A 23,726-nucleotide genomic window follows, 5' to 3' on the forward strand; every position below is an offset into this window, starting at 1 on the left:
GTTCTGGCAGAGGAGCTGGCCGCTGAAGCTAGACAATGAAATGCGTAAGCGGCCATAAGAATGATTACTTCCTATTTTACCAAAAAACCTTCACTTTATAGGAGTGAAGGCTCTTTTAAAACGTATTTTAAGCGTAAGAATGCAAACCGGCGATGACAAGGTTCACAAAAATCAAGTTGAACATGATGATAGCAAAACCGATCACAGCAAGCCAGGCCGACTTTTCTCCCTGCCAGCCTTTTGACAGCCGCAGATGGAGGTATGCTGCATAAAACAGCCAGGTAATCAATGCCCAGACTTCCTTCGGATCCCAGCCCCAGAAACGTGTCCATGCAATCTGCGCCCAGATCATGGCAAAGATCAGCGCGCCTAATGTGAAGACCGGAAATCCGATTGTTACCGAACGGTATCCAATTTCATCAACAAGGTCCAGGTTGACGTTTTTCACGAGCGGCTGCAAAAAGGCGGAGATCCGCTTTCTTAAAATCAGGCGAAGCGCACCGTAAAGCAGCAATCCTGTTCCAAGCGACCAGAGCACGGTATTCAGTTTTCGTGCTGAAATCAGGGCCGGAACTTCAACAGCAGCTTCCATTTTTCCTTCTGTCAGGAGCTCACCTTTATGGGGACCTACAAGAGCAGGAAGGTTATAGACCATTTCCGCTTGCTGTTCATTTTTATCTGTCCATTGATAGACAGCTTCATAATCCATGATTCTGAATGTGCTTGTTATCGCAATAAACGCAATGGTTGCAACCAGGGCGTACATCACCGTCTCAAGCCAGAACGTCTTTTTGGATTTAACAGACTGATCAACCGTGCGAAGCAGATAAATAACGCCGGCAATGAAGCTGATGGAGAGGATTGCCTGTCCAAGAGCCGCAGTGGTCACATGGATGTGAAGCCAGCTGCTCTGCAAAGCCGGAATCAGCGGAGATATGTCTGTTGGAAACATGCTTGCATAGGCAATCAGAAGCAAGGCAACAGGAAGTGTAAACAATCCAAGAACCGATACTTTATAAATAAAATAGAGGACAATAAATGCCAGAACAAGCATCATGCCGAAAAACGTTGTAAACTCAAAAAGATTGCTGACAGGAGCATGACCGGAAGCCATCCATCTTGTAATAAAATAGCCGGTCTGTGCTGCAAACCCGGCGATTGTTACCGCAATGCCTGCAGACGCCCATTTTGTAGGCTTTTTATATTCTTTTCTCTTGTCGCGGATTGCTCCTGCAAAAAGAAAGGTTGCAGCCAGGTATAGAAAGAATGCTGCAAATAGCAAATTACTGCTTAAAGCCGCCACACCTTTTCCTCCTCATCGCTTTATTTCTCATCTGACTGGTCAGCCGGCTTTTCAATCACTGTTCCTTCAAGCACAGCTTCCATTTCCTTTTTAATGCCGTACCAGTTTTTATTGGTATGGCCTGCAAGGAGAATGGCATCCCCGTTCCGCCTGATCCAGATGCGGCGGTGATTCCAGTACATGCCCTGAGTGACACCGATCATGAAAATGGCTCCGCCAAGTCCAAGGAACCAGAGGGTATTGTCTTTTCTTACTGTAAGAGCAGAAAGGTTTTTCGTTTCGACTCCTTCAAACTTCATCTTCATCTGATTATCTTCACTCGGCTCAATCGTCTGCTGAATCGCAACAAAACTCGTCTCGCCCTCAGGTTTATCAGGAGAAATCATTTTAAAAACAAATGCCGGGTTATCCGGTATTCTTGTTTTCGTTGCCGGCTCTCCCTCGCTGTTGAAATAAAAATCAGGAAGGTAGCTTGCAACTTCCACTTTATAGCCATTGCCAAGGTCATACTGTTTTTTCGGATCAAGCAGATCTATGGCAAGTTCACCAAAGCTCTCTTCCGTCTCTTTGTCTATCAGACTGAATTTCATCTTGTTTAATTCGTTCAGTTTGAAATCAACTTGATAAAGAGCATACGAATCATGCTTTAACGGCTGATTCACTTTAATCTGCTCATCCTTTATTTTCTCAAGCTCTGGATCGGCGCCAATAAGGGCTTCTCCTTTTCGTTCAAATAAGGTGACATTTGTCTGATAGTTTTTGGCTACACTGCCGTCTCCTACTCTAGTAATCGCGTTTTCAAATACTTCATCTTCGCTTTCTTTCTGGTAGGTTTCCATAATGAACTGATCGCTTTTCAGAAAATACTTGCCGTCTGTTCCAGGGATGACCTTTGTTTCTCCTTCGCGGATCCACAAGACATCATCCACATACATGCCCGGCACAAACCTGAGCATCGCTCCAAACAAAAAGATGATCAGACCAATGTGGTTGACATAAGGTCCCCATCTTGAAAAACGGTTTTTTTCGGCCAACAGGCTGCCGTTCTCTTCTCTGACATGATAGCGTTTTCTCTCAAGCTTTTCTTTCACCATTTCCAGCTGCGCATCTGCGTCAGTGACAGACGGTGTCTCGCTGAACAGGCGCTGTCTTCTCATAAAACTTTCATGGCGCGTGACGCCCTGCTTTTTCAGCGCCCTGTAAAGCGGTACAAACCGGTCAAGGCTTGCAATGACAAGCGAAGCCGCCAGCGCCCCGATCAGGACGATATACCACCACGAGCTGAAAAGTTCATGAAATCCAAGCTGATAATAAAGCTGGCCGATTACGCCGTATTCTTCCCGGTAGAAATCTTTAGGCGTCACATTCGGCGGTATGTACATCACTTGAGGAAGAATGGTGCCGATCGCTGACGCTATTAATATCAGAACGATAATCCAAATCCCGACTTTTACGGAAGAAAAGAAATTCCAGATCTTGTCGACCGGGGTTCTTTTATAGGTCTGGGACCGTCTTGCACTGCCGTCATACTTCATATCAAGCAGCTTGCTTCCGTTCTCCTTTTCCTGAATAGGACGGCCGCAGGATTCGCAGAGAACCGTTCCATGCGGATTGCTGTGGCCGCATAAGCATTTCACTTCATTCATGATGAAAACTCCCCGTTTACGGCTTGATTGATTCCATATAATCCCTGACCATCCGCTCATTCATCTGGCCAGTGATAATTTCTTTCACTACTCCATTTTTGTCAATGAGAAATGTAGTCGGAAGCGGGACAACTCCATATGCCTCCAAGACTTGTGAGTCTTTATCAAGGACCACGGGAAAAGATAAATCATATGTTTCCATAAAACTCTGCACGGCAACGTTTGACTCTGCGATGTTCACGGCAAGAATTTCAACGCCCTGGTCTGAATAATAATCATACTGGCTCTGCATATAGGGCATCTCGCGTTTGCACGGCTCACACCATGTTCCCCAGAAATTCAGAAAAACACCTTTTCCTTTGTAATCAGAAAGCTGGTGCTTTTCCCCTTTCAGGTCTGTTAATACGAAATCAGGCGCCTCGCTGCCAACCTTCACCTTTTCTTTGCTTGAGAAAAAATTTGTGTATAACGTATATCCCAGCGCCCCGGCAAGCAGGGCGAGGATAATGGATCTCATGATCAGACGTCTTTTTTTCTTCATTGAAAACTCTCCCATATCCTCATACATTTCAACTCATTATATCACTGTTTTTTTGGAACATTTTCCTGATAATTTGAAGTTTATGTGAAAATTAAGGCGCTTACTTTCCGAATTTGGCAAGGGATCTGAGCTGTTTTACCTCATGCGGGGAAAGCTCGCGGGCATCGCCTGTTTTCAGTCCCTTCAGGTCAAGGAAGCCGTATGTTTCGCGCTTCAGCTTAAGAACCGGGTGACCAATCGCTTCAAACATGCGGCGCACCTGTCTGTTTCTGCCTTCATGAATCGTCAGTTCCACAATGCTTGTCTGCTTCTTTTTATCAAGAGATACAAACTTCACCTTTGCAGGAGCCGTTTTTCCGTCTTCAAGCATAACCCCTTTTTCAAGCGATCTCAGCGTTTCACGCGGAGGAATGCCTTTGATTTTTGCCACATAGGTTTTTTCAACCTCGCTCTTTGGATGCATCATCAAGTTGGCAAATTCGCCGTCATTTGTCATGATGACAAGGCCGGACGTATCATAATCAAGCCTTCCCACCGGATAGATGCGCTCTTTAATATGCTGGAAGAAATCTGTCACCGTTTTTCTTCCTTTATCGTCAGAAGCAGTCGAGACCACTCCGCGCGGTTTGTAAAGAATAAAATACACAGGTTCTTCTTTTTCAACAGGAATTCCGGCAACTTCAACACGGTCGTTTCCGGATACTTTTATCCCAAGCTCCCGGACTGTTTTTCCATTCACTGTCACTTTTCCTTCTAATATAAGCTCTTCCGCTTTCCTTCTTGATGCAAGGCCTGCGTGAGCTATCACTTTTTGCAAACGTTCCATTCTTTTCACCTCGTTAACATCTTACTGCTAAAAATTTGATTAGACAAGTTTACGTGGCATGCACGAAGCCTTATTATCTCACAAAAATGATGCGCCTGCTCAAAAATCTTCATAACCTCACATTCAGGCATATAAAAAAGCCTTCCGGGTGAGGAAGACTTGTATTCTCTGCCTTTAAAAAGCAAGCATGACAATAAAGATAGCGGCCGCAATCCCAAGCAAGTCTGCGAGAAGCCCCACTTTCAGCGCATCTCCCATTTTTTTCACACCAACCGCACCAAAGTAAACAGTCAGGATATAGAGCGTTGTATCCGTGCTCCCCTGCATGACAGCGGCCAGCCTTCCGATAAAGGAATCCGGTCCGTAGGCGGCAATCAAATCTGTCGTCATGCCAAGTGCGGCAGTCCCTGAAATCGGCCGGATAAAAGCGAGGGGAACAATTTCACTCGGCACACCGATCGCATCCAGGGCAGGCTTCATCATCCCGACGAAAAACTCAAGCGCACCAGATGCGCGGAAAATGGTGATGGCTACGAGCATTCCTACTAAATAAGGAATAATGGAAAAGGCAATCTCAATTCCTTCCTTGCCGCCTTCAACAAACGTTTCATAGGTCGGCACTTTCTTAAACGTGCCGTACAGAAGAATGAACCCGATCATCAGGGGAATCATCCATAGAGATATGATACTGACAAGCCCCATCCTTATCTCCTCTCCTTCCGCATTCTTCTATGGTAGAAATAGCGGTCTATCAGAATGGCGCCAATGGCGGAAATGATGGTTGCAAGGAGAGTCGGTCCAACAATATCAGTGGGTGACTTTGACCCGTACGTCATCCTCACCGCAATGACTGTCGTTGGAATCAGCGTAATACTTGATGTGTTCAGCGCGAGAAACGTGATCATCGACCTGCTTGCATCCGTTTTGTTCCCATTCAGCTTTTTCATCTGTTCCATCGCTTTAATGCCAAGAGGGGTGGCTGCATTGCCCAGACCGAAAAGGTTCGCCATCATGTTCGACAGAATGTAGCCCATTGCCGGGTGTTCAGGTGGGATCTCCGGAAAGAGTCTTTTAACAAGCGGCTTGAACAAATTGCTCAATTTTTCAAGAAGTCCTGCTTTTTCCGCCACCTTCATCAGACCAAGCCAGAACACAAGCACACTGATCAAGCCGATGCTGATCGTAACAGCATCTTTTGCCCCTTTAAAAACCGCAGCATTCACTTCTTCCATCGTGCCGTTCACCATGGCAAATACAATTCCGATGACGGTCAGCCCCACCCATATGATGTTAATCATGTCCGCTGTAGCCCGCTCCGATAAAAAATAGCTTCCGGAATTTTTCCCAAAGAGGGGCATTCGGTTTGTTTGTCAGGCCATTATCATAGTAAATGGGCACTTCATCGACACGTTCATCTTCTACAATAACGGACATTTTCCCGACGACATTCGGAACATCTTCCGGCTTATCCCATTTTTTATCCGGTTTGATGAGCGTGATGTCGATTCTGATTTCATCCTCCTCTTCATCATTCAGCGGATAGTACACATCTCTTTTGATGAAAAGACGGTTCTTATAGATCTTCTCCTGAATATCTTTCAGCGTTCCCGACTCTTTCACTTTAAAAAGCTCATAATCTCTGTATGCCATATTGAACATGGCAATATGATCATTCCAGTCATCAGAAGCATCAATCGTCACAGCCACAAGGTTCATGCCCTCTTTAGAAGCAGTTGACACAAGCGTCCGCTTCGCCCGTTTCGTATACCCCGTTTTCCCGCCGGTGCTGTACTCATAAAGACTTGTCAGCAGTTTGTTTTTGTTTCTCCACACCCGGTCCCACTGCTCATTCGGATTAGGAGCACGGTGCACCTTAGTGCCTGATATTTTCTGATACATCGGGTTTTGCATGGCATACCTTGTCAGAATCGCCATATCATAGGCCGTTGAATAGTGGTTTTCATGATCATCCAAACCGTGCGGATTCGCAAACTCCGTGTTCATCATGCCGATTTCCGCCGCCTTCTGGTTCATCATATGGACAAACCCTTCAACACTACCCCCGACATGTTCTGCTATTGCAACAGCCGCATCATTTCCGGAACGGAGCATCAGGCCGTATACAAGGTCCTCAAGCTTGATCTTCTCCCCCTCCTGAAGGTACACCGCCGACCCTTCAGTATGTATTGCGCGATTGCTGACCGTTGCCTTTTCATCCATCTTTCCGGATTCAATCGCAAGGATGGCCGTCATAATTTTAGTAATGCTCGCAATCCTCCGCTTTGTATGGGCGTCTTTTTCAAAAAGGATTCTTCCTGATTCCTGTTCAAGCAGTACAGCACTTCTTGCACTGACGCCCATCGCATCAGCCTTATGCGGCAGACCCGAAATAAGCAAAAGGCAAACAAGTGCGGTCACTGCGATCTGTTTCCATTGCCGCACAGCCCCCACGTCCTTTGATCGTTTTGTACAAGTTTATGCGGATGGACAAAGGATATGAAGGAATAATTTTTGCTTTTGGAAAGAAAGTGTCATTTCGGTAGAGTGGTTGCTTACCCTCGCAGATCGTTTTACAGTTTGCGAGGGTACGATTTGTGACTTTGCTTACCCTCGCAAATCGTTTCTCGGTTTCCGAGGGTGCGATTCATGAGTTTGCTTACCCTCCCACATCGTTTTTCGGTTTCCGAGGGTACGATTCACACGCTTGCTTACCCTCCCAGATCGTTTTTCGGTTTACGAGGGTACGATTCATGGGTTTGCTTACCCTCCCAGATCGTTTTTCGGTTTACGAGGGTACGATTCGAGCCTTTGCTTACCCTCCTAGATCGATTTACAGTTTACGATTTACAGTTTACGAGGGTACGATTCATGGGTTTGCTTACCCTCCCAGATCGTTTCTCGGTTTACGAGGGTACGATTCGAGCCTTTGCTTACCCTCCTAGATCGATTTACAGTTTACGAGGGTACGATTCACTGCTTTGCTTACCCTCCCAGATCGATTTACAGTTTGCGAGGGTACGATTCGTCCGGTTGCTTACCCCAAAATCAAATTCAGGCACGCACTTCGTCACAATTCCGCACAACAAAAAACAGCTGCCCACTGGACAGCTGCTCACATATTTATTTAGATTGAATCATTTTTGTACGGTAATCGGTTTCGTAGTACTCAAGCTCTTCGCGGATCTCCTGAAAGCCGCTTTCGAGTGAAGCAATCATCGTTTGAAGAGTTGCCGGTACAGCATGGCGGTATTTGATGGCGTTTTTGCCTGTATAGGCGGACCTGCTGTCTTCATACCACACATCATTTTTCGGATTATAAAACTCTTCAATGCACTGATGATAAATTTTATAAAGCGCCTTTTCGGCAGCAGGCTTTCTGAAAGGCTCGTTCTGAAGCACGATTTTGCAAGCTTCAAGCCCTTCCTCACAGTAGACGGACAGCCTTCTCAGATTGCGGAAAAGATCTTCGTAATACTCCTCTTCTCCTCCCGCTTCCTCGTTTAAAAAGGATGAGATTGTCGCATGGTTTAAAAATGTATTCAACTCATTGACGACATTCCCCAAAAAACGTTCTACTTGTTCTGTTTGTGCTTTTACAATGGCATTTCCCACTTGAGACACTTCCCTTCCGTTTGTTTAGATTTCTTTATGTACAGTCATTTTCAGTTTTTCAGCAGCATCTTTAATACTGATCCTGCCATGCTCTTTAATGTGAGCCGGAATCTCCAGGGCCTGCTGGAGATTGATTCCATCCAAGTACTTGAGAAAAACATCCTGTTCATTTACATAAAATCGTTTCCGCTTTAAGAGCGATTCATTTTGAATAATGCAAATTAACGCCAGTACATCCTTTATTGCCGCATCTTTGAAAAGGCCAGGGTTTTGGCCGGCAAACACCTCTTCAAAGTACCTGACATACAGGACGTGAAACGTTTTTTCGGTTTTACCTGTGACAATCGTGATTTCAGAGCGGTTAAAAAAATCCTCGGATGTATTCGGCATCTCTTTTTCTAACTCATAGCCTCTGCACATGGTTATGTACACCTGATTGCCCTCCTGATTTAGATTCAAAAAAAGGAACAAAGAGTGTCCTTTGTTCCGTTGTACCCTATTTTACCACAGGTTCTGCTTCAATTGTGTAAATTATTTGATTTCTTCAAATGTCTGATTGAAATTTTCAAAAAAGAGATCGGCTTCTTCTCCGAACGCCTCGTCGTCTTCTTTTTCGGGAAGAGGAGGAAGCTCTTTAATGTTCTTCAGTCCGAAATGCTCGAGAAATTCCTTCGTCGTTCCATAGAGAATGGCCCGTCCTGTTCCTTCCGCCCGTCCGACTTCTTTCACGAGAACCTTCGCTGTGAGTGTCTGAAGGGGGCGCTCGGATTTGACCCCTCTTATCTCTTCAATTTCTGCTCTAGTAATCGGCTGTCTGTAGGCTACAATTGCAAGAATTTCAAGGGCAGCCTGGGACAGGGAGCTGTGGTTAGGTGTTTCAACCAGTTTCTTTAAATAAGCGGCATGCTTTTTTTTCGTTGTCAGCTGATATACACCTGCGACTTCGATCAATTCAATGCCCCGCTGCTTTTTCTTATACTCTTTTTGAAGTTCTTCTATTGCTTCTGCTACAACCACTTCTTCAATCTCAAGCACGGCTGTGAGCTGTTTTTTTGAAAGCCCCTCATCACCTGCAGCAAACAGCAGGGCTTCCATAATGGATTTCCATTTCTCCAAGGCTTTAAACCCTCCCCAGAATATAAATATCTGAAAAATTTTCTTCCTGTTCAATCATGATGCTGTTGTTTTTCATCAATTCCAAGATGGCAAGAAAGGTTACCACTAGATGATCCTTCTGGTCTGAGGGAAACAGCTCGGTAAATTTGCGTCTGCGGGGATTTCGCCTGAATTCATCAAGTATTTCATCCATCCGCTTCTCAATCGGTATTTCCTGTCTGGCAATTTTCGTCTGCAGCGGCTTCTGCAGTTTTTTTCTGCGCATCATCTTCTGGAATGCCCCAAGCATATCGTAAATGGTGACATTCACCGGATCGGATCCTGCAGCAGGCTCTGCGGCATATGCGCTGAGATCACTCGGCGGCTTTGTAAAAACCTTCGACCGTTCTTCTTCCATGTGTCTTAAATCATCTGCAGCTTCTTTGTACTTGCGGTATTCAATCAGCCTTCTCATCAGCTCATCGCGCGGATCTTCCTCAGGCTCAAACCCAAAGTCATCCTCTTCAAGCTCTTCTTCATGTTTTGGAAGAAGCATGCCGCTTTTAATGGACAAGAGCGTTGCTGCCATTACCAGATACTCAGACGCCACATCAAGCTGAAGTTCTTTCATTGTATGTATATAGAGCATATACTGCTCGGTTATTTCAGCAACCGGTATATCATAAATATCAATCTCAAGTGTATTGATTAAATGCAGGAGAAGATCCAGCGGCCCCTCAAATGCATCGATTTTTACTTTGTACTGCACGTTCATCCCACCACTTCATTCTGTACCGCTTAAGCAGACTACCCTTTAGTATAGAACATAATGTGATCAATCTCCATTACTATTTTAAGTGATTCAGAGAACAATGAGAAAAAAGTCCAGAACCGGGATATTCGCCCATACACATCAAAGCGCCCTGCATAAGATACCAATGTAAATTCGAAAGTTCTTAAGGAGGAATTAGTAATGGGAGATAAAGGTTTTGGCTACGGTTCTGGATTTGCGCTGATTGTTGTATTGTTCATTTTGTTAATTATCGTTGGAGCTGCTTGGCTGTACTAATCAGCGCCTATTAAAGACAGCAACATTCTGGTGCTCAGGCTGATGAGCACCTTTTGTGTTTCATTTCTTCATGGGAGATGCCCCTTTATGCTAAACTGAAAATACATATTTTCTGATGTGAGGGTGATGTTGTCTGTATCCTAAAGCCTATTTAGATTATTTAGTTCACTTCCACGGAGACCGCGACTATTTTGAATGCCATGAAGTGCTTGAAGAACACTGGAAGGAAGATCCTCCCGGAAAGCGCAAGGCATACTGGGTCGGGCTCATTCAGCTTTCGGTCGGTCTTTATCATTACCGAAGGGAAAACTGGAACGGGGCAGAGCGGATGATTAAAAATGCCATTTCCATTTGTTCGCAGGAAAAAGATGCGCTCGCATCACTCGGCCTGCACCCCGAATCGCTTCTTGAGCTGATGAGAAAAACAGCTCTTGCGATCGAACAAAAGCGGCCATATGAGAGCATAAGTCTCCCTGTTGCTGATGAAGAGCTGCTGAAGCAGGCGAAGTCACACTGTATAGAAAACGGCATGACGTGGGGAAACCCAAGCAATCTTGCGGATGCCTCACTTGTGCACAGACATTCCGCGAGGGACCGGTCGGATGTTATTGCAGAACGGAACAGAAGTCTTCTGCAAAAGAAAAAAAACAGATGAAGCATATGCTTCATCTGTTTTTTTGAAATCACGGATTTCTTTAATCCGTGCTCAGGCGTTCTGAAAGTCTGCAGCTAGCAGTCCGGTTCCGTGCACTTTTCGAAAAAAGCTTTTGTCCGTTCATCCGGAACCACTGTTTTTGTTTTGTACTGTTCTTTTAATGCCGCCACCATTTTTCTGCCGATTCCCTGATGACGGTGAGAAGGGTTCACACTTACATGCTGAATCTTCACGCGGTCATCGTCCTCGAACACGACTCCGATTGTGCCGATGATATCATCGTCTTCTTTCCATAGAAACAGCTGCCAGAACTCATCTGCTTCATACTGTTTCATTGTCTGCTGCAAATGCTTTAAATCTTTTTCATTTGGCATAAAAGACAAAAGACCCATGGCAATTTTTTCAAAGCTTTTCTTATAGCGAATTAACATATGAACCCCTCATTAACGAAATAACCTTCCGATTAGAGAAAGCAAAAACAAAAAATTAGAGCCTGTCATCAGACTGATGTTCGGTCCATGTTTCTTCCGGTCACCTAAGCAGATCCCGGATCAGGCAAGAATCACTCTCAGAACATTATAAACAGTTTTCCGGGCTTTTTAAACACTTTTAAGCGAAATTAATCCAATGTGCGCATTAAATTCGCCATTTCGATGGCTGCAACGGCTGCTTCATAGCCTTTATTCCCAGCTTTCGTGCCCGCACGCTCAATCGCCTGTTCAATGGATTCCGTTGTCAGGACACCGAAAATCACCGGAACGCCTGTTGACATGGATGCCTGCGAAACTCCTTTTGCCGCCTCATTGCAGACATAATCATAATGAGTCGTAGATCCTCTGATGACCGTTCCAAGTGTGATCACTGCATCATATTTGTTTGACGCGGCCATTTTTTTGGCAACCAGCGGTATTTCAAATGCGCCCGGCACCCATGCAATTTCCACATTCTCTTCCTCTACGCCGTGGCGCTTTAGTGCGTCTGTTGCCCCGCTCAAAAGCTTGCTTGTAATGAATTCATTAAATCTACCTACGATAACCGCTACTTTTAATCCTGATCCGACTAAATTACCTTCGTATGTTTTCATGACTGTTTCCTCCAATGTTATAGGTTGAGTAAATGTCCAAGCTTTCCTTTTTTCGTTTTCATGTAGCCTTCATTTTCTTCTTTAGAAGGCATTTGAATTGGCACGCGGTCCACTACTGTCAGTCCGTACCCTTCAAGCCCTGCAATCTTTCTCGGATTGTTCGTAAGAAGTTTCATCTCTGCCACGCCAAGATCTTTTAATATCTGGGCACCGATTCCGTAATCCCTCAGATCATCGGCAAATCCAAGCTTATGATTGGCTTCAACCGTATCATAGCCTTCTTCCTGAAGGGCATAAGCTTTCATCTTATTTAAAAGGCCGATTCCTCTGCCTTCCTGTCTCATATATAGTAGAATCCCGCTGCCGGCTTCTTCAATCTGAGCAAGCGCTGCATGGAGCTGAGGTCCGCAGTCGCAGCGGTTTGACCCGAACACATCGCCTGTCAGACATTCTGAATGGACGCGTACAAGAGTTGGCTGATCAGGAGAAATGTCTCCTTTCACAAGTGCAATATGCTCCTTGCCGTCAAGAACATTTGAATATCCGACGGCTCTGAACACGCCGAACTCTGTAGGAAGCTTAATATCCGCTTCTCTTTTTACAAGAGCATCAGACACATTGCGGTAATGAATCAGATCTTTAATGGTGATCATTTTAAGGCCGTGGTGCTCTGCAATTTCCATTAAATCCGGCACCCGAGCCATTTCTCCGTCTTCTTTAATAATTTCACAGATGACGCCTGCCGGGCTTGCACCAGAAAGCCTCGCAAGATCAACAGCAGCTTCTGTATGCCCTGCCCGTCTCAGCACGCCGCCCTGCTTTGCGACAAGCGGAAAAATATGACCCGGACGTTTAAAGTCTGAAGGAACGGCATCATCATTTAGAATCGCCATGATCGTATCTGATCGTTCAGAAGCGCTTATCCCTGTTTTAGTGGTTTTATAGTCAATGCTGACAGTAAACGCCGTTCCATGCGGGTCCGTATTGTCGCTGACCATCGGATGAAACTGGAATTTTTCCGCGTATTCTGCTGACAGCGGTACACACACAAGTCCTCTGCCGTGCTTAATCATAAAATTGATCACTTCAGGAGTCGCATGGTCGGCGAGTGCTACAAAATCTCCTTCATTTTCACGGTCTTCATCATCTACGACAATGACAACCTTGCCTTTTTTCAAATCCTCAATTGCCTCACTTATGGAATGAAATGCCATGATGTGTCCTCCATTCTAGTAAAATCCGTTTTCTTTTAAAAAATCAGGTGTAATCGATGAAGAGCCCTGTGACTGGTCGATGAATTTTTTCACATACTTGCCAAGCATGTCACATTCGATGTTAACAATGTCCCCTGCCTCTTTTCCGCCAAGAACGGTTTCAGAAAGAGTATGCGGGATGATGGACACCGTAACTAATTCATTCTCTAGGCCGAAAATTGTGAGGCTGATTCCATCAATGGCGATTGAGCCTTTCATCACAAGTGATGAAGTCAGGTCCCTGCTCGCTTTTATATCGTAATAAACCGCATTTGCAGACGGCCGCTTGCGGATAATCGTACCTGTTCCATCCACATGTCCGGTGACAAAATGCCCGCCGAACCTGCCTCCTGCAGCCATCGCCCGCTCAAGATTTACGTTTGATCCCTGTTTTAACGCGTTCAGCGAGGTAGCCTTCACGGTTTCAGGCATCACATCCACTGTAAACGAGGATGACGTGAACTTTGTCACCGTCAGGCACACACCGTTCACGGATATACTGTCGCCAAGCTTCACATCTTCCAAAACGTTTGACGCATGAATGGTCATTTCAATGGCTTTATCACTTCCGCTCATGCTGCCGATCGTGCCGATTTCTTCAATAATTCCTGTAAACATCCTGCACTACCCCTCCTTCTTCACGCAGACAAGCTTCAAATCTTCTCCAATCAGCTCGGCTGACTTAATTTTCAGCCGGATGGCTTTGTTTATTTCCTTAATCCCTGTTCCTCCTGCAAGAGACGGGGCACCTTCCCCTCCAATCAGAACGGGAGCCGTATAGCTGATGACTTCATTATACATGCCGCTTTCAATAAAACTTCCATGTACCGTTGCGCCGCCTTCTACAAACAATGACGTCACACCCATTTCACCGAGGGTCTGCAGCAATTCCTCCATTTTTATGAAGGGCGTGTTCATTTTTATCACTTTGGCTTTCTTTTCAAGCCGGTTTACTTTTTCAGCAGGTGCGCCGCTTCCGGCGATCAGCCACGTTTCTGCAAGACCGTCATTCAGCACGGCGGCTGTTTCCGGAATTCTCAAATGCGTATCAAGCACAATTCGGACAGGCTGCTTTTTAGCATGCTCCGTCCTGCATGTTAAAGACGGATTATCTTTTATAACTGTTTCAATACCGGTAAGTATGGCATCGTGCCTCTCTCTGTAGGAGTGGACATCCTTCCTTGCCTCTTTCCCGGTGATCCATTTGCTCTCTCCCGTGACAGTGGCTGTTTTGCCGTCAAGACTCCCAGCCCACTTCAGCGTAACAAACGGACGTTTCTTTTTAATATAATGGAAAAAAATTTTGTTCAGCTCTGCAGCTTCTTCTTTTGAGACGCCAAGCTCCACTTCAATCCCGGCATTACGGAGTTTCCTTATACCTCTGCCGGCAACTGCCGGATTCGGATCTTCCACAGCCACTACCACTCTTCTCACTTTGGACTGAATAAGCAGATCCGCACAAGGAGGAGTCTTCCCGTGATGGCTGCATGGCTCAAGCGTCACATAAACAGTCGACCCTTCAGCCTCAGCACCCGCCATCCTGATCGCATGAACTTCTGCGTGCGGCTCTCCCGCTTTAAGATGTGCACCAAGACCGACAATCCTGCCGTCCTTCACCACAGCCGCACCAACATGCGGATTGGGCGACGTCTGCCCGATTCCCTGCTCTGCCAAGCGCAGAGCGGTCATCATATACTCGCGATCCTCCAAAACCATATCCCCTTTCTTTTAGAATGCAAAAAAGCCCGCAGGTTGATACCTGGGGGCTTGTCAGGGATTATTGGTCACATTCGCATGCCAAACAAGAGTACTATTCCTCTGTTTTTTCAGAAAAATAATACCCGCACGTCAACACTGTGTTCCTTCTCCCATCCAGACTATACTGTCGGCTCCAGAATTTCACTGGATCCACCGCCTGCACACTGTGCAGCCGGGTCACGGACTGAAAAGCATCTGCTTTATCACCGCCGGTTGGGAATTTCACCCTGCCCCGAAGGAAAACAATGAGTATGAAATTGTTCCTTTGTATAATCTTATCCGGATATGCGGAAGATTGCAACGATTTAATTCCGGGGTTTTCTGATTGGAGATTAATTTTTTATTTTAAAAAGGGTAGCTGGTTTTTTGGTGGTGTGATCCGTGCTGTTGCTTACCCTCGCAAATCGTTTTTCGGTTTCCGGAGGTACGATTCCAGCACTTGCTTACCCTCGCAAATCGTTTTTCGGTTTACGGGGGTACGATTCCAGCACTTGCTTACCCTCGCAAATCGTTTTTCGATTTCCGGGGGTAAGCTTCACGCGTTTGCATACCCTACCATATCGTTTCTCAGTTTCAAAGGGTACGATTCACACGTTTGCTTACCCTACCAAATCGTTTCTCAGTTTCCGGGGGTACGATTCAACTGTGTTTACTATTTCTCGCGTGGCACATAATGTGTAGCTTTGCCAATCCCTGTCTGTAAAAAATGAGTGTTTAAGATTTTCCTGATGGTCTTTTTGGATTTTACTATGTGACACCATTCCCAAATCTCTTCAACAGTCATCTTTCTTTGCGGAAAAAGAAACTGAAATTCTTCAATAGCCCGCAGGATTGCAGGAACATAGGCTTCCGCAGTTTTACAATTCGAGCAGCGAAAATTTGGATTCGCAAATGAAGCATAAAGCACACCGCAAAACCTGCACCCCACCCCCTTCTCAAGCTCATCATACTCATACCTAGGCAGCCGCTCAAAACGGGATTCCTCCTGATGGAGTGCCAAAAGCTTCTCCGCAAGCTTCGAGTGAATGGCTTTAAGCGGGGCGGCACTATTTTTGTTTAGTGTTTTGGCAAAACGGTCCAGCTGGGAATGAAAAATGATGGGGTGTGAGGACGATGCTTGATAGAGGTGAAAGCGGGGATTGATAAAAACCAGAATGGCTTCAATCGGAAGCTGAAAGTGGTGTTCCTGCAGCAGGATTCGTAAGAGGGTTTCGTTTCTGCTTAGCTGCAGCAAGGGGTTTTTGACTTCTTTTTTAACCGGGGAGAGCCACTTATCTTTGTCCAGGTGATAGTCTCCTTCGAAGTTCTTCACTTCAAACAAGTAGATTTTTTGCGGCGAAAGGTACAGAGAATCGATTTGATAGGTTGTTTGATTGGTTTCGAGCAGGAGATCACTCAAGATGATTCCGTTCTCCCGGTGAAGTTTCAGCCACGTCTCAAACTGTTTTTCCCCTTCAAACCCTTTTTCAAGGTTAAGAAAGTGCGCTGCTTCTTCTGCATTCAAATTCTTTCTGGCATTCAGCTTTCTGTACATCAGCAGTTCTTTTGATTCTCGCAGATCTTTCAAATGCATTCCTCCTTTCCCCCATCGTATTACAGGAAGAAGATTCCGGCAAAACATGAAAATCAAGTTATCTCTTAATACAAGTAACTTAATTATTTGTTTGGACCTAAATCGTTTAGCAATCCCGAAGGAAACTAAGCATTTGCCACAGCACAAATTCAAATCAAAAAAGCCGCCCCGATAAGGACAGCTTTCCATTCATCTTATTCTTCCCAGACTTTAACTTCTTTCATTGCATCGCCCTGTTTGATTTTGTAGACGTTGTCCAGTCCTTCAACAACTTGTCCGAAAACAGTGTGGACGCCGTTCAAATGAGGCTGTGGCTCGTGAACGATGAAGAATTGGCTGCCGCCTGTGTCTTTTCCGGCATGCGCCATTGAAAGAGCTCCGGCAACGTGCTTGTGAGGGTTTCCTGCTGTTTCGCATTTGATTGAGTAGCCAGGGCCGCCTGCGCCAGTTCCAGTAGGATCTCCGCCTTGTGCAACGAAGCCAGGGATAACGCGGTGGAATGTTACGCCGTTGTAGAAGCCTTCGTTTGCAAGCTTTTCGAAGTTTTCTACTGTTTTAGGTGCTGCTTCAGGATAAAATTCGATCACCATTTGATCGCCGTTTTCCATTGTAATTTGACCTTTTTTCATATGTATGAAACCTCCTGCATCTTTTTTTCGTCTAATAGACTGAACGTTATTCATTCTACTATATAACGTTTCATAAAGCCAAACAGTTCGCTGTTTTCCTGAAAAAACCTGTCGCCAAACCGATAAAGATATTATAATGAAGATTGCTGTCATAAAGAAGGAGGTCTTTTTTTGAAAAAGATAATGATTACTGCATTCTCACTGGCACTGCTTGCTTTTCCGTCAATGGGACTTGCCGATGCAGCACCCGGAGACAAAATTATTACACTTGGAAAGAACTTAACAGAAGCACAGAAGGATTCCATGCTTTCTGAAATGGGAGCGGATGACAGTGCTCAAGTCATAGAAGTGACAAACGAAGAAGAACATAAATATCTTGGAAACTATATTCCGAAGGCGCAAATTGGCACGAGAGCGATTTCCTCTTCAGCGATTACGATTGAAGAGAGCGGCGCAGGCCTTGAAGTAAATACGAAAAATGTCAATTGGGTAACAGATGAAATGTATTTGAACGCCTTGATGACAGCAGGCGTAAAAGATGCTTCCATCCAGGTTTCAGCGCCATTTGAGGTATCCGGCACAGCAGCTTTGACAGGTTTGCTGAAAGCTTATGAAGTAAGTTCAGATGAGGCTATTCCGGAAGATGTGAAACAGGTGGCGAACGAAGAACTTGTCACAACAGCTGAACTCGGCGACAAGGTCGGACAGGAAAACGCCAGTGCGCTCATGGCTAAAATCAAAGAAGAAATTGCGAAAAACGGAGTTCCAAAGACTGATGCCGAGTTCCGTGAACTGATCGAAACATCGGCAAACGACTTGGGCATTACACTGTCTGAAGAAGAAATCAACAGCCTTGTAGCCCTGTTCAATAAAATGAAAGACGTCAACATCGACTGGAATCAAGTAGGACAGCAGCTTGATCAGGCAAAAGACCAGATTTCAAAATTCATTGATTCAGAGGAAGGCCAGAACTTCCTTGATCAGCTGAAAGAGTTTTTTATTGCTCTTTGGGATGCAATCATAGCTATTTTCAGCAATAAAGATAACGCCTAATGCAAACAGCCTGCAGAAACGATTTCTGCAGGCTGTTTTTTATCTGATTTCATATTCCCGGCATTTTTCATAAAAGCTTGTTTTCCCAATTCCAAGAAGCTTTGCCGCCTCCAATTTGTTTCCTTTCGCTTCTGATAACGCATGGAGTATGGCTCTCTTTTCAGCTTCGGCTACAATGCTCTTAAGCGGTTTCACAGGACCTTTGAATGTATCCCCGTTTACAGGCTGCAGGGGCGGGCCCGCATTGTATGGCATGCTTTGGCTCTGTTCTTCTTTCTGTAGATAAAGCGGCAGATGTTCCGGGTAGATGATTTGTCCGTCGAGCACATTTACAGCCCGTTCGAGCACGTTTTCAAGTTCCCGGATGTTTCCGGGCCACTTATGCCGTTCAAGATCATGCATCGCTTCTTCTGATAGATCCAGACCATATCTGTGAAACTTTGTCTCTAGTTTTTTCAAAAGAACTCTTGAGATCGGAACAATATCTTCCTTTCGGTCCGCAAGTGAGGGAATCTCAATTTTTATCACATTGAGCCTGTAGTAGAGGTCCTCTCTGAATTCACCGTCCAACACCATCTTCTCCAGATTCCTGTGTGTTGCGGCAATGACCCTTACATCAATTTGAACAGGGCCCCTGCCGCCTATGCGTTCGATTTCCTTTTCCTGCAGCACGCGAAGCAGCTTGCTTTGCATCTGAAGGGGAAGATCGCCTATCTCGTCGAGAAAAATAGTGCCCCCGTGCGCAAGCTCAAACTTCCCCTTTTTCCCTCCTCTTTTAGCACCGGTAAACGAACCTTCTTCATATCCGAAGATTTCCGATTCAAATAGGTGCTCGGGGATGGATGCGCAGTTGACTCTCATAAAAGGGGCGAATTTTCTCCCGCTTGTCTGATGAATGGCGTGGGCAAACAGTTCTTTTCCCGTTCCGGACGCTCCAAGAAGGAGCACGGCCGACTGACTGTCTGAAACTCTTTCTGCGAGCGTTTTGGCTTCCGTGAATTTCGGACTGCTACCTACAAGGTCCCCAAAATGATATTTACTGAAGAGCTCCTTTTCGAATTTCCTTTTATAATAGTTCAACTCTTCCATGATTGGCTGGATTTTCTTCGAGTAGTCGATCCATTCCTGTGCATTGCGGAACATAACCGTCCCGACAGCGCCAACGAGCTCTCCTTTAACATAGAGGGGATAGCGGTTTGCAATCATTTCGCTCCCCTTAATAGGATGGATGGATGCGACTTCAGCCTGTCCGGTTTTGGCGACAATCTGCATTCTTGTGTTTTCAATCACATCCTGAACAGGCTTTCCGATTGATTCTTCGGCATTGACATTTAAAAACTCGCAATAGGCAGAATTGAGATAAAGAACCGTCCCCTCATGGTCCACTACCACCATGCATTCAGCTGCCAAGTTGACGACCTCTTCAATCCAGTCTGCAGGAAGCTTTTCCATGAGCCCTTTCATCCTCTTCACCTCTTCCCTTTCTTTAAACCGTTTACATTTATGTTCATCTTACACGGACGGATTGACAAAAATCAATAGATTAAGAGATTCAGCACCGGCATTTATACTGGAAAAATAAAGCATATAAAAAAGACAGCATGTCCCGCTGTCTTTTCCCCCTCTTATTGAACTGTATACCCGCCGTCAAGAATCGCTGCCTGACCAGTTATTCCTTTCGCTTTGTCGCTTGCAAGGAAAACGGCATAATCCGCAATTTCCTGAACAGCGAGAAGTCTCTTTTGCGGAACGAGCGGATAGATGACCTGCTCGAGCACGCGTTCAAGCTCTACATTTCTTGTTTTTGCAAGGTCTGCGAGCTGATTGCGCACAAGCGGTGTATCCACGTAGCCCGGGCAGAGGGCGTTAACGGTAATGCCATGTTCTGCCCCTTCGAGCGCCGCTACTTTTGTTAATCCGATAACACCATGCTTGGCGCTGTTATAAGCTGCTTTTCCGGCGAAACCGATGACCCCGTTTATGGATGCCATGTTAATGATTCTCCCGAATTTTTGCTTTTTCATGATTGGAAAAGCATGCTTTGTGGCAACAAAAGGAGCTGTAAGCATGACTTTAATCAGAAATTCAAACCGGTCAGTCGGAAATTCGTCAATTGGAGAGACGTGCTGCAGTCCTGCATTGTTGACCAGAATATCCAGGCGGCCGTATTGCTTTTGGACGGTTTCGATTGCTCCAATCATCTCTTCTTCCTTTGTTACATCGCACGCCGCCGCAATGGATTCAAATCCTTCATCCTTAAGCTTTGATGCAGCTGCTTCTGCTGCTTCTCTATTAATATCTGAAATTACGACCGCAGCACCTTCTCTTGCATACTCTTTTGCTATTTCAAAGCCGATCCCGCCTGCAGCGCCTGTGATCAGCGCTGTTTTTCCGCTGAGTAATTGGTTCATCGCCATATTCCTTTCTGTCTGTACCTCGCCTTAATGGGCGGTCATCAATGATTGGTTGACCGTAAAGGCGGCCTCTGTTTTCTCTTTTACCTCTTCAATGGTCACTCCGTCCTGCAGTTCGACAAGCTCCATCGCACCATCCGCAAAATCAAAGACGGCAAGATCTGTTATGAGGCGGTTGACTACATGCTTCCCTGTCAGCGGAAGGCTGCATTCCTTTTTCACCTTGGATTCGCCGTATTTGTTCACATGCTCCATAATCACAATGATTCTTTTTGCGCCGTTTACAAGATCCATGGCGCCGCCCATTCCTTTTACCATTTTCCCAGGGATCATCCAGTTGGCGAGGTCACCCTGTTCAGAAACCTCCATTCCACCGAGAATGGCGAGGTCAATATGCCCTCCGCGGATCATGGCGAAGGATTCGGCACTGTCGAAGTAGGAAGCTCCGGGCACACTTGTTACCGTCTCTTTTCCTGCGTTGATCAGGTCTGGATCTTCTGTTCCAGAAACCGGGTAAGGTCCGATTCCGAGGAGGCCATTCTCTGATTGCAAAAGAACATCGTAATCATCCGGAATTTCGTTAGCCACTAGCGTCGGCATTCCGATTCCGAGATTCACGTTCATTCCGTCCTGAATTTCTTTCACTGCTCGCTGCACCATTTTCTGTCTGCTCTCATTCATGGTTTTGCCTCCTTCTTATGCCTGTCGCACAGTCAGGCGTTCAATGCGCTTTTCATAGTTTGTTCCAAGCAATACATGCTGGACGTAGATGCCCGGTGTATGAATTTCGTCCGGGTCCAGTTCGCCTGCTTCTACAATTTCTTCCACTTCTGCAATCGTTATTTTTCCTGCCATAGCAGCTACCGGATTAAAATTCCTTGATGTTTTCCGGAAAACCAAATTGCCCAGTGTATCAGCTTTCCATGCTTTTACAAGGGCAAAATCGCCGACAATGCCTCTTTCAAGAATATAGGTCCTGCCGTCAAAATCCTTATGTTCTTTTCCTTCCGCAACCTTCGTTCCCACTCCGGTTGCTGTATAAAAGCCCGGAATGCCGGCACCGCCCGCTCTCATTCTCTCGGCGAGCGTCCCCTGCGGTATCAGTTCCACTTCCAATTCGCCGCTTAAATACTGGCGCTCAAAAATTTTGTTTTCTCCCACATAAGAGGACATCATTTTCTTAATTTGTTTGTTGGCGAGAAGAAGCCCGAGACCCCAGTCATCCACTCCGCAGTTATTGCTGACAACTGTCAGGTCTTTGACCCCTTTATCTCTTAACGCAAGAATGGATTTTTCCGGAATGCCGCAGAGGCCGAAGCCTCCTACGACTAATGTTGCACCGTCTTCTATTTTTTCAATTGCCTGTTGGAATGAATCGAGCACTTTTCCTTTCCCCATCACTGTTCCCTCTCTTTCCCGGATGTTTTCTTATACTAGACCGAATAGACTGTAAATACCGATGATGACAAATACGGCAACTGTTTTGATGATCGTAATGGCAAAAATATCACGGTATGATTGTCTGTGAGTCAATCCGGTAACAGCAAGAAGCGTGATAACCGCTCCATTGTGCGGAAGCGTATCCATACCGCCGGATGCCATGGAAATGACCCTGTGCATCACTTCAGGAGGAATATTGAACTTTTCAATTGCCTCAAGGTATTTATCAGACATCGCACTGAGCGCAATTCCCATACCGCCGGATGCAGAACCTGTTATACCTGCAAGTGTCGTCGTCGTAACCGCACCGTTTACGAGCGGATCTGTGAAAGTAGAAGAAATTCCATTGCTTACTGCTTTAAATCCAGGCAATGCAGCGATAACGCCGCCGAATCCGTACTCAGCGCCTGTATTCATAGCTGCAAGCAGGGCACCGCCGATACCGGCATTCAGACCCTCTTTAATGTTGGCGGTTACAGCTTTCCAGTCAAAAGCTATGGTCGCGACGATACCAATTAACAGCGCCAGCTCAACAGACCAGATGGCTACAACAGACGGCAGTTCAATCTTGCCGAACGCTTCAAGGCCGATGGCTGAAAAATCAAAGCCGTTCGGATACCATTTCGGAAATGAAACTGTGAAGAATTTATTCATTACACCAACCAGGATCAGCGGCACAAATGCCAAAACTTGGCGGGCCACACTTGGTTCAGTTCCAGCTGATAAGATAGCTTCTTCTTTTTCGCGGGCAATCTCAGGATCAAGTCCTGCAGCCGTCTCAGAATGAAATCCTGCATATCCTTCTCCGGCTTTTTCCGCTTTTTTGCGTCTTGATTCCAGATACCACATACCAAGTGAAAGGACGAAGATCGCACCAATGATTCCAAGAACAGGTGCTGCATAGATATCTGTTTTGAAGAAAGTAGTCGGGATTACGTTTTGAATCTGCGGAGTACCCGGAAGGGCATCCATTGTAAAAGTAAAGGCACCGAGAGCAATCGTTCCCGGAATCAGGCGTTTTGGAATGTCCGCCTGGATGAAAAGGTTTTTCGCAAATGGATAGACGGCAAACACAACAACAAACAGACTGACGCCGCTGTACGTTAAAATCGCACCCATCAGAACAATTGCAAGAATCGCTCTCTTCGCACCGACAAGTTTGACAATCGTCTTGGCAATCGATTCAGCAAGGCCTGACATTTCAACCACTTTCCCGAATATTGCCCCGAGCAGGAAGACAGGAAAGTAAAGCTTAATGAATCCGACCATCTTCTCCATAAACACATTGGAGAAAAACGGCAGAACATAACTCGGATCTGTCAGCAGCACGGCAAACAGTGCACAGATCGGAGCAAACAAAATAACCGAAAATCCCCGATAAGCCACAAACATCAATAAACTCAGTGACAATAAAATAATAATGATTTCCACAAACATCCCCCTTAACCTAAGTGTTCTCCTGCATAAGCAGCTCATTTAATGGTAAGCGCTTACAATTTGGGTACCCCTTCCCGCTTTCGCCTTCCATCTAAATGACTGCCTCACAATAATTACTTGCAAGATACGTGCCAACATGGCTTTTCTTAATAAAAAGTTCGGAAAATTGACTTAAATTCAGTGATGGCTTGGTTTGCCTGATTTCAAAAAACAGAAAATTCAATTTTAAAAAGCTGGGTTTTTCCGCAATCTCGGAAATACAACTCATTCCATTCCGGTATAGCGGAATATTCCGGATATGCGGAACGGGCTTTTATTAAGCATTATTAATCTGGCGT

General features: G+C 45.6%; 26 protein-coding genes and 1 riboswitch. Of the genes, 3 read left to right on the forward strand and 23 right to left on the reverse strand.

Going from position 1 to position 23,726, the window contains the following annotated elements; genetic code table 11:
* Positions 1-127 precede the first annotated feature (127 nt).
* The 11 genes from ccsB to ACK1LH_RS13170 form a co-directional block, all read right to left on the reverse strand.
* Positions 128-1,303, reverse strand: a complete 1,176-nt coding sequence (ccsB, locus tag ACK1LH_RS13120) for a c-type cytochrome biogenesis protein CcsB (protein WP_203287729.1) — start codon at positions 1,301-1,303, stop codon at positions 128-130.
* A gap of 20 nt (positions 1,304-1,323) precedes the next feature.
* Entirely contained in the window at positions 1,324-2,949 is a 1,626-nt protein-coding gene (locus ACK1LH_RS13125; RefSeq protein ID WP_411333309.1) for a cytochrome c biogenesis protein ResB, read from the reverse strand.
* Between the two features lie 16 nt (positions 2,950-2,965).
* Positions 2,966-3,490 carry a thiol-disulfide oxidoreductase ResA gene (resA, locus tag ACK1LH_RS13130; protein ID WP_029566083.1) on the reverse strand — a complete coding sequence of 175 codons (525 nt, stop codon included), beginning with the start codon at positions 3,488-3,490 and terminating at the stop codon, positions 2,966-2,968.
* A 100-nt stretch (positions 3,491-3,590) separates the two neighbouring features.
* A complete protein-coding gene (rluB, locus tag ACK1LH_RS13135) occupies positions 3,591-4,316 on the reverse strand; it encodes a 23S rRNA pseudouridine(2605) synthase RluB (protein WP_029280139.1) in 726 nt (241 codons plus the stop codon).
* A 174-nt stretch (positions 4,317-4,490) separates the two neighbouring features.
* Positions 4,491-5,018 carry a spore maturation protein gene (locus ACK1LH_RS13140; RefSeq protein WP_282034220.1) on the reverse strand — a complete coding sequence of 176 codons (528 nt, stop codon included), beginning with the start codon at positions 5,016-5,018 and terminating at the stop codon, positions 4,491-4,493.
* 2 nt (positions 5,019-5,020) lie between these two features.
* Positions 5,021-5,614, reverse strand: a complete 594-nt coding sequence (locus tag ACK1LH_RS13145; RefSeq protein ID WP_029280135.1) for a nucleoside recognition domain-containing protein — start codon at positions 5,612-5,614, stop codon at positions 5,021-5,023.
* Complete coding sequence (locus tag ACK1LH_RS13150; RefSeq protein WP_029280133.1) at positions 5,607-6,758, reverse strand: D-alanyl-D-alanine carboxypeptidase family protein; 1,152 nt, start codon at positions 6,756-6,758, stop codon at positions 5,607-5,609. Before ACK1LH_RS13150 ends, ACK1LH_RS13145 begins: the two co-directional genes overlap by 8 nt.
* Before the next feature lie 678 nt (positions 6,759-7,436).
* Positions 7,437-7,928 (reverse strand): DUF3907 family protein, encoded by a 492-nt coding sequence (locus ACK1LH_RS13155; protein ID WP_029566085.1) that lies wholly within the window; start codon positions 7,926-7,928, stop codon positions 7,437-7,439.
* A 24-nt stretch (positions 7,929-7,952) separates the two neighbouring features.
* Positions 7,953-8,360, reverse strand: coding sequence for a hypothetical protein (locus ACK1LH_RS13160; RefSeq protein ID WP_051827269.1), 408 nt, complete (start codon positions 8,358-8,360; stop codon positions 7,953-7,955).
* 99 nt (positions 8,361-8,459) lie between these two features.
* On the reverse strand, positions 8,460-9,044 hold the full coding sequence (scpB, locus tag ACK1LH_RS13165; RefSeq protein ID WP_267881649.1) for an SMC-Scp complex subunit ScpB: 585 nt from the start codon (positions 9,042-9,044) through the stop codon (positions 8,460-8,462).
* 4 nt (positions 9,045-9,048) lie between these two features.
* On the reverse strand, positions 9,049-9,798 hold the full coding sequence (locus tag ACK1LH_RS13170) for a segregation/condensation protein A (RefSeq protein ID WP_029280125.1): 750 nt from the start codon (positions 9,796-9,798) through the stop codon (positions 9,049-9,051).
* 198 nt (positions 9,799-9,996) lie between these two features.
* Between ACK1LH_RS13170 and ACK1LH_RS13175 the strand changes: the two genes are divergently transcribed.
* Positions 9,997-10,092, forward strand: a complete 96-nt coding sequence (locus ACK1LH_RS13175; RefSeq protein WP_081414149.1) for a YjcZ family sporulation protein — start codon at positions 9,997-9,999, stop codon at positions 10,090-10,092.
* Between the two features lie 133 nt (positions 10,093-10,225).
* A complete protein-coding gene (locus tag ACK1LH_RS13180) occupies positions 10,226-10,747 on the forward strand; it encodes a DUF309 domain-containing protein (RefSeq protein ID WP_029280124.1) in 522 nt (173 codons plus the stop codon).
* 74 nt (positions 10,748-10,821) lie between these two features.
* Here the strand turns inward: ACK1LH_RS13180 and ACK1LH_RS13185 are convergent, their stop codons facing one another.
* The 7 genes from ACK1LH_RS13185 to ACK1LH_RS13215 all read right to left on the reverse strand — a co-directional run bounded on the left by ACK1LH_RS13185 (position 10,822) and on the right by ACK1LH_RS13215 (position 17,044).
* Positions 10,822-11,178, reverse strand: a complete 357-nt coding sequence (locus ACK1LH_RS13185; RefSeq protein ID WP_029280123.1) for a GNAT family N-acetyltransferase — start codon at positions 11,176-11,178, stop codon at positions 10,822-10,824.
* Between the two features lie 188 nt (positions 11,179-11,366).
* A complete protein-coding gene (ribE, locus tag ACK1LH_RS13190; protein WP_029280121.1) occupies positions 11,367-11,831 on the reverse strand; it encodes a 6,7-dimethyl-8-ribityllumazine synthase in 465 nt (154 codons plus the stop codon).
* Positions 11,832-11,848: 17 nt separating this feature from the next.
* A complete protein-coding gene (locus ACK1LH_RS13195) occupies positions 11,849-13,045 on the reverse strand; it encodes a bifunctional 3,4-dihydroxy-2-butanone-4-phosphate synthase/GTP cyclohydrolase II (RefSeq protein ID WP_411333313.1) in 1,197 nt (398 codons plus the stop codon).
* A 15-nt stretch (positions 13,046-13,060) separates the two neighbouring features.
* Positions 13,061-13,702, reverse strand: coding sequence for a riboflavin synthase (gene ribE / locus ACK1LH_RS13200; RefSeq protein ID WP_029280117.1), 642 nt, complete (start codon positions 13,700-13,702; stop codon positions 13,061-13,063).
* Positions 13,703-13,708: 6 nt separating this feature from the next.
* Positions 13,709-14,794 carry a bifunctional diaminohydroxyphosphoribosylaminopyrimidine deaminase/5-amino-6-(5-phosphoribosylamino)uracil reductase RibD gene (gene ribD, locus ACK1LH_RS13205; RefSeq protein ID WP_411333315.1) on the reverse strand — a complete coding sequence of 362 codons (1,086 nt, stop codon included), beginning with the start codon at positions 14,792-14,794 and terminating at the stop codon, positions 13,709-13,711.
* Positions 14,795-14,940: 146 nt separating this feature from the next.
* Positions 14,941-15,086: riboswitch (FMN riboswitch) on the reverse strand.
* 408 nt (positions 15,087-15,494) lie between these two features.
* Positions 15,495-16,409, reverse strand: coding sequence for a nuclease-related domain-containing protein (locus ACK1LH_RS13210; RefSeq protein WP_411333316.1), 915 nt, complete (start codon positions 16,407-16,409; stop codon positions 15,495-15,497).
* A 200-nt stretch (positions 16,410-16,609) separates the two neighbouring features.
* A complete protein-coding gene (locus tag ACK1LH_RS13215) occupies positions 16,610-17,044 on the reverse strand; it encodes a peptidylprolyl isomerase (RefSeq protein ID WP_029280109.1) in 435 nt (144 codons plus the stop codon).
* A gap of 171 nt (positions 17,045-17,215) precedes the next feature.
* Here ACK1LH_RS13215 and ACK1LH_RS13220 point away from each other — a divergent pair, with 171 nt between their 5' ends.
* Positions 17,216-18,097, forward strand: coding sequence for a DUF1002 domain-containing protein (locus tag ACK1LH_RS13220; RefSeq protein ID WP_411333317.1), 882 nt, complete (start codon positions 17,216-17,218; stop codon positions 18,095-18,097).
* A 39-nt stretch (positions 18,098-18,136) separates the two neighbouring features.
* Here the strand turns inward: ACK1LH_RS13220 and ACK1LH_RS13225 are convergent, their stop codons facing one another.
* The 5 genes from ACK1LH_RS13225 to ACK1LH_RS13245 form a co-directional block, all read right to left on the reverse strand.
* Positions 18,137-19,561, reverse strand: a complete 1,425-nt coding sequence (locus tag ACK1LH_RS13225) for a sigma-54 interaction domain-containing protein (protein ID WP_411333318.1) — start codon at positions 19,559-19,561, stop codon at positions 18,137-18,139.
* A 161-nt stretch (positions 19,562-19,722) separates the two neighbouring features.
* Positions 19,723-20,508 carry a 3-hydroxybutyrate dehydrogenase gene (locus ACK1LH_RS13230; RefSeq protein WP_411333319.1) on the reverse strand — a complete coding sequence of 262 codons (786 nt, stop codon included), beginning with the start codon at positions 20,506-20,508 and terminating at the stop codon, positions 19,723-19,725.
* Between the two features lie 30 nt (positions 20,509-20,538).
* Entirely contained in the window at positions 20,539-21,192 is a 654-nt protein-coding gene (locus tag ACK1LH_RS13235; RefSeq protein WP_035206867.1) for a CoA transferase subunit B, read from the reverse strand.
* A gap of 15 nt (positions 21,193-21,207) precedes the next feature.
* Positions 21,208-21,909 (reverse strand): CoA transferase subunit A, encoded by a 702-nt coding sequence (locus tag ACK1LH_RS13240; protein ID WP_203287757.1) that lies wholly within the window; start codon positions 21,907-21,909, stop codon positions 21,208-21,210.
* Positions 21,910-21,939: 30 nt separating this feature from the next.
* Positions 21,940-23,382, reverse strand: coding sequence for a GntP family permease (locus tag ACK1LH_RS13245; protein WP_320155948.1), 1,443 nt, complete (start codon positions 23,380-23,382; stop codon positions 21,940-21,942).
* Between the last annotated feature and the right edge of the window lie 344 nt (positions 23,383-23,726).

This window comes from Metabacillus indicus (assembly GCF_046603695.1).
In the GTDB taxonomy this organism is placed as follows: domain Bacteria; phylum Bacillota; class Bacilli; order Bacillales; family Bacillaceae; genus Bacillus_P; species Bacillus_P indicus.